The sequence below is a fragment of the Mesorhizobium sp. M1E.F.Ca.ET.041.01.1.1 genome, from assembly GCF_003997355.1.
In the GTDB taxonomy this organism is placed as follows: domain Bacteria; phylum Pseudomonadota; class Alphaproteobacteria; order Rhizobiales; family Rhizobiaceae; genus Mesorhizobium.
The window spans coordinates 1-5,517 of record NZ_RZSL01000420.1; the positions used below are offsets into that span (position 1 = coordinate 1).

General features: G+C 63.0%; 8 protein-coding genes and 1 pseudogene. 6 read left to right on the plus strand and 3 right to left on the minus strand.

From position 1 onward, the window contains the following. Positions 1 to 555, minus strand: a 555-nt coding sequence (locus EOA38_RS26510) for an alpha/beta fold hydrolase (protein WP_127300617.1), incomplete at its 3' end; no start/stop codon positions are given. Positions 556 to 602: 47 nt separating this feature from the next. Between EOA38_RS26510 and EOA38_RS26515 the strand changes: the two genes are divergently transcribed. Continuing rightward, positions 603 to 1,055 (plus strand): MarR family transcriptional regulator, encoded by a 453-nt coding sequence (locus EOA38_RS26515; protein WP_126093935.1) that lies wholly within the window; start codon positions 603 to 605, stop codon positions 1,053 to 1,055. Between the two features lie 49 nt (positions 1,056 to 1,104). Here EOA38_RS26515 and EOA38_RS26520 read toward each other — a convergent pair whose 3' ends face one another. Both EOA38_RS26520 and EOA38_RS26525 read right to left on the minus strand, forming a co-directional pair. After that, entirely contained in the window at positions 1,105 to 1,716 is a 612-nt protein-coding gene (locus tag EOA38_RS26520) for a pyridoxamine 5'-phosphate oxidase family protein (protein ID WP_127300618.1), read from the minus strand. Between the two features lie 89 nt (positions 1,717 to 1,805). Next, positions 1,806 to 2,159 (minus strand): DUF971 domain-containing protein, encoded by a 354-nt coding sequence (locus tag EOA38_RS26525; protein ID WP_127300619.1) that lies wholly within the window; start codon positions 2,157 to 2,159, stop codon positions 1,806 to 1,808. A gap of 196 nt (positions 2,160 to 2,355) precedes the next feature. Here EOA38_RS26525 and moaA point away from each other — a divergent pair, with 196 nt between their 5' ends. The 5 genes and pseudogenes from moaA to EOA38_RS26550 form a co-directional block, all read left to right on the plus strand. Next, positions 2,356 to 3,351 (plus strand): GTP 3',8-cyclase MoaA, encoded by a 996-nt coding sequence (gene moaA, locus EOA38_RS26530; protein WP_127300620.1) that lies wholly within the window; start codon positions 2,356 to 2,358, stop codon positions 3,349 to 3,351. Positions 3,352 to 3,405: 54 nt separating this feature from the next. Beyond that, on the plus strand, positions 3,406 to 3,903 hold the full coding sequence (locus EOA38_RS26535) for a hypothetical protein (protein ID WP_127300621.1): 498 nt from the start codon (positions 3,406 to 3,408) through the stop codon (positions 3,901 to 3,903). Positions 3,904 to 4,019: 116 nt separating this feature from the next. Beyond that, positions 4,020 to 4,378 (plus strand): annotated as a pseudogene (locus EOA38_RS41160) (hypothetical protein). Positions 4,379 to 4,493: 115 nt separating this feature from the next. Further along, positions 4,494 to 5,414, plus strand: a complete 921-nt coding sequence (locus EOA38_RS26545; RefSeq protein WP_127300622.1) for a DMT family transporter — start codon at positions 4,494 to 4,496, stop codon at positions 5,412 to 5,414. 5 nt (positions 5,415 to 5,419) lie between these two features. Beyond that, on the plus strand, positions 5,420 to 5,517 hold a 98-nt coding region (locus EOA38_RS26550), incomplete at its 3' end, for an NTP transferase domain-containing protein (RefSeq protein WP_148669488.1).

Below are 5,517 nucleotides of genomic sequence, written 5' to 3' on the forward strand. Positions count from 1 at the left end.
GATCAGCACCAGCCTTTCAGCCGCCAGCGGCGGCATGTCTTTCACCGAGGCTGCGACCGCGTTGGCGGCGATCGCGCCGCCGAAGGAATGGCCGACCACGGCTGCAAAAGGACCGAACCATTCGCCTGCGACCCGCGCCGCATCCACCGCGTTCACCATGTTGAGATGGCGGCCGAGCGAGTGGCCGTGCCCGGGCAGGTCGAGCGACACAACCTTGTAGCCGGCCCCGCAAAATCCTTCGATCAGCGCGCGCATATATTCGGTGCGCGAGCGCCAGCCATGGATGACGAGCACGGTGCCGCGAGAGCCCCTGCCCGGCTCCGTCCGGAACTCATGCACCGCAACGCAATCCGTCCTCGTCTTGAGCCGGTGATGACGCGCCTGAGCCATGAAACCGGCAGCGCGCTCGACGGCGCGACGCTCGCCGTCGCTCAGGGATTTGATGTTTGGCGTGCGGCAGAACAACTCGAACGCGGCGCGGCCGCTGAGACCCGGCGCGACATGCTCGGCGGCGCCGAATACGCCCCGGATGACCTTCATTCCAAATGATGCCATATTGGCAGTCCATCCATTCGTTCAAGCATGAACATAATAGTTCAAACATGAACATTAAGCAAGACCTGCCCTGGGACAATCCGCGCTTTCGCAACTGGGTTGCGGTGGCGCGCGCCTGCCATGTGCTGGAGCGCACGCTGGCGACGAAACTCACGCCGCTCGACCTGAAGCCGGCGCAGCTCGACGTGCTGATGAACCTTTACCGCCACCCCGGCATGTCGCAGCACGACCTTGCCCGCAAGCTCCTGGTCGGCCGCTCCAACATCACCATGCTCTTGCCGCAGCTCGAGGCGCGCGGCCTGCTGCGCCGCGAGGGCGACGAAAAGGACAAGCGCGTGCTGCGGCTGAACCTCACGGAAGCCGGCGAAGCCTTGCTGATGCGGGCGTTGAAAGTGCACATGGCGCTGATCGAGAAGGCGATGAGCCAGTCGACACCGGAACAGTGCGACATGATCGGCGAGCAGATGCGCAAGATCGCCGAGGTGCTGAAGGAAGCCTGACTTCCAGGTGCTCCGAGATCAGGTCAAGCCGGCCTCACCTGAATTATCCTCACCACATCGTCTTTTTCGCCCGCTCCGGCCACTCCCTGTCATAGGTCTCGCCGTCGATGTTCTTGCGGCTGGTGATTTCCAGGATCTGGCCGGGCGTCGGCAACGACTTCGGATCGACATGCTTCGCCGGATTCCAGAGGTCGGAGCGCACGATGGCGCGGGCACACTGGAAATAGACGGTGTCGAGCGCAACGACGGTGACCGACCGGGCCGGCTTGCCGTCGACCGTGAAGGACGCGCAAAGCTCGGGATCGGTGGTGATATGGGCGCGGCCGTTGATGCGCAGCGTCGTGCCGGAGCCGGGCACCAGGAAAAGCAGCCCGACGCGCGGATCGCGAATGATGTTCTTCAGCGAATCGGCACGGTTGTTGCCGCGCCTGTCGGGCATCATCAGCGTCCTTTCATCGACGAGTCGCACGAAGCCGGCGAGATCGCCGCGCGGCGAGCAGTCCAGCCCTTCCGGCCCGCTGGTCGCCAACGCCACGAAGGGCGAGGCCTCGATGAAGGCGGCATATTCGGGGATCACATGGTCGAGTTCCTTGACGATCGAGGCCTCGCCAGGCAGCCCGTAGAGCGCTTCGAGCTGTTCGACCGACGTGATGAGCGACATCTTTTCGCCTCCTGACCTTTTGCCGGCGCTACTCTATGTCCGTGACGCCTTGACGACAGCCGATCGCCAAATTTGGACCTGCGCCCGGGCTAGCGATCGCGGCTGAGCCCCTTCTCGGCCAGTTCGGCGAGATAGGCATTCCAGCGCTCGTCCTTCTCATGGCCGAGCGTGTGGAGATAGTTCCAGGTGAAGATGCCGGTGTCGTGGAAATCGTCGAAGGTGATCCGCACCGCGTAATTGCCGATCGGCTCGATCTTGAGGATCGCGACGTTGCGCTTGCCGGGTACGGTCACCCGCTGTTCAGGCGAATGGCCCTGCACTTCCGCCGAAGGTGAGGCGACGCGCAAAAGCTCCGCCGGCAATTCGAACGGTTGATGCCCGGGAAAAGTCACGGTGAGCAGCCTGCGGTCCTTCGAGACCCTCAGTTCCTTTGGCGCCGTCATTTCTGGTCCTGCGTGAGTCGCGTCCTTCCCTACGCTGCTTTGCGCGACGCTGAAAGGCCATGCAAGGCAGCCCGACAGAGAATGTCGGTCGGGGAATGTTACCAAAGATCAAGACCTTCTATCTTGAATGCGCGGTTGGATCGTATCACATAGCTGTATATAACGACGCCGCTCAGGCCATGGGAAACGCTTGCAAATGGACATGATCGACCCCTTCGGTCGCACGATCAGCTATCTGCGCGTGTCGGTTACCGACCGCTGCGATTTCCGTTGCACCTATTGCATGGCCGAGGACATGACCTTCCTGCCGAAGAAGGACCTCTTGTCGCTCGAGGAGCTCGACCGACTTTGCGGCGTCTTCATCGAAAAGGGCGTGAGAAAGCTCAGGCTGACCGGCGGCGAGCCGCTGGTGCGCAAGAACATCATGCATCTGGTGCGCCAGTTGTCGCGCCATCTCAAGAGCGGCGCGCTTGAAGAGCTGACGCTCACCACCAACGGCTCGCAGCTCTCGCGCTTTGCGGCGGAACTCGCCGACTGTGGGGTCAAGCGCATCAACGTCTCGCTCGACACGCTCGATGCCGACAAGTTCCGCCAGATCACCCGCTGGGGCAATCTCGGCAAGGTCATGGAAGGCATCGACGCCGCGCAGGCCGCAGGCCTGAAGGTCAAGCTGAATGCCGTGGCGCTGCGCGACTTCAACGACGCCGAAATCCCCGAGATGCTGCGCTGGGCGCACGGCCGCGGCATGGACCTCACCGTCATCGAGACCATGCCGATGGGCGAGATCGACGCCGACCGCACCGACCAATACCTGCCGCTGTCGCTGCTGCGCGCCTCGCTGGAGCGCCAGTTCACGTTGACCGACATCCCTTATAAGACCGGCGGCCCTGCGCGCTACGTCCAGGTCGCTGAGACCGGTGGCCGGCTCGGCTTCATCACGCCGATGACGCATAATTTCTGCGAAAGCTGCAACCGTGTCCGGCTGACCTGCACCGGCACGCTCTATATGTGCCTCGGCCAGGAGGATGCGGCCGACCTGAGGGCACCGCTGCGCGCCTCCGAAGGCAACGAGCTGGTCGGCGAGGCCATAGACGAGGCGATCGGGCGGAAGCCGAAGGGCCATGATTTCGTCATCGACCGCCGCACCAGCCGTCCTTCCGTATCGCGCCATATGAGCGTCACCGGCGGCTGATTTTTTCCGAAAATTGGTGCAGGATCACCTTTGGTCACTGACCTTGGGGGCACCATGAAGCGTCTTCATCTCATCCAGGGAGCGCCTTTGGCGATCGCCTTGTCGTCGTTGTTTGCAGTCGTCACGACAACGGCAATCGCGAAGCCGTTCACCTACGTCAATGCGCGCTTCGGCACCGCCTGCACCTTTCCCGACGAGATTTTCAGCGACCGCTTGCCTGAGCCTGAAAACGGCGACGGGCAACAATGGCTGAGCGCCGACGGCGCCAGCCTGACCTGCTCCGGTATCTACAACGTCGATAACGACACACCGAAAAGCTTCGTCGACGACGAAAAGGCGAACACCGGACCCGGCTACAAGGTGACCTACGGCAAGACCGGTAAGAACTGGGCGGTGCTCTCCGGCGTCAAGGGCGACAAGGTCTTCTACGAGCGACGCCTGTTCGGAAAGGATGGCGTCATCCGCACCGTCTGGATCGAATATCCCTCCTCGCTCAAGGCGAAATACGATCCCCTGGCAGGCACCATCGCCAAAAGCCTGCGCGGGCCTTGAGCTCGGGCGACACGCCGCAAATAAACCTTCCGCAATGGCCGCCGCCCGATTTACCGCTGGCCTGTTCCGGCCTAGCTTTCGAGCGCGATTTTTTCGCTCTAAGGGGGAAAGTTCATATGCGCAAATTCATGCTTTCGCTTGCAATGCTTGGCGTCGTTTCGATGCCGGCAGCCGCCCAGTCGATCGGCGGCACCTACACGGTTTCCGGCACCAATTTCGACGGCTCGTCCTACGACGGCGAGGCAACATCACGCTGACCAGCGAGACGACCTGCACCATCCATTGGGAAACCGGCGGCTCGTCCTCGGACGGCATCTGCATGCGCAACGACAATGCCTTTTCGGCAGGCTATGTGATGGGCAAGGAAATCGGCCTCGTCGTCTACAAGGTAGAGGACGACGGCTCGCTGCACGGGCTCTGGACCATCGCAGGCAAGGATGGCAACGGCACCGAGACGCTGACGCCGAAGAAATAAGGCCCACTGTTTTCCTGCAAGCTGGGCCGCAGCAGATGCTGTGGCCCATTTCTTTGACGTTGCTGTTTCCCACTTGCCTGCTAGAGGCTTGATCCAAGAATAATTGGAAACGCCCTTGCCTCCCTCGCCCAATCTTCGCGGCGCGCTGTTCATGGTCGTGGCTATGATCGGCTTCACGCTCAACGACGCGATCACCAAATTCTCGTCCGAATCGATGAACATGGCGCAGGTCATGCTCGTGCGGGGCGCTTTCGCGTCGCTCTTCGTCGGCCTGCTCGCCTGGCGGCGCGGTGCGCTTGCCGATCCCCGCGCCATGCTGCAGCCGATGGTGGCCGTGCGCGTTGCCGGTGAGGCCGGTGCCACTGTCTCCTTCCTTGTCGCTCTGGCGCACCTGCCGATCGCCAATGTCTCGGCCGTCCTGCAGGCGCTGCCGCTTGCCGTGACGATGGGTGCCGCGCTTTTCTTTGGCGAAGGCGTCGGCTGGCGTCGCTGGCTTGCCATCGCCGTCGGCTTTGCCGGCGTGCTGATCATCGTGCGGCCGGGTTTCGAAGGGTTCAGCGTCTATTCGCTGCTGGCGCTGACGAGCGTCGTCTGTTGCGCCGTGCGCGACCTGGCCACCAAGCGCATCCCGCATGCGATCCCGACCATGCTGGTGTCGACGGCGACGGCGCTGGCCATGACCGTGCTCGGCGCGCTGCTGCTGTCGCCGATGGGCGGCTGGACGCCGATGAGCGCCGACGCGACAGCACTGCTGGCGCTGGCGGCGGTGCTGGTGCTCATCGGCTATCAGTTCATCATCATGGCGATGCGCTCGGGCGACATCTCCTTCATCGCGCCCTTCCGTTACACCGCATTGCTGTGGTCGATCCTGCTCGGCCTCGTCATCTTCGGCGACATCCCCGACCTGCCGATGACCATCGGCGCCGCGATCATCATCGGCTCCGGCCTCTACGCGCTCTATCGCGAGCGCGTCGTCGGCCGGCGGCAGACTGCCGCCGAAAGCGCTGGACCCGACATGGCGCCGGACGGCATATAGGTCTGATGGACCGAAGCGTTGCGGGCATCATCCTGGCGGGAGGCCAGTCGCGCCGGATGGGCGGCGGCGACAAGCCATTGCTTTCGCTCGGCAAAGCCAGGCT

Coding starts and splice junctions, on each gene's coding strand:
- EOA38_RS26525 (WP_127300619.1), bottom strand. CDS start 2,159: ATGACGGCGCCAAAGGAACTGAGGGTCTCGAAGGACCGCAGGCTGCTC.
- EOA38_RS26515 (WP_126093935.1), top strand. CDS start 603: ATGAACATTAAGCAAGACCTGCCCTGGGACAATCCGCGCTTTCGCAAC.
- moaA (WP_127300620.1), top strand. CDS start 2,356: ATGGACATGATCGACCCCTTCGGTCGCACGATCAGCTATCTGCGCGTG.
- EOA38_RS26520 (WP_127300618.1), bottom strand. CDS start 1,716: ATGTCGCTCATCACGTCGGTCGAACAGCTCGAAGCGCTCTACGGGCTG.
- EOA38_RS26535 (WP_127300621.1), top strand. CDS start 3,406: ATGAAGCGTCTTCATCTCATCCAGGGAGCGCCTTTGGCGATCGCCTTG.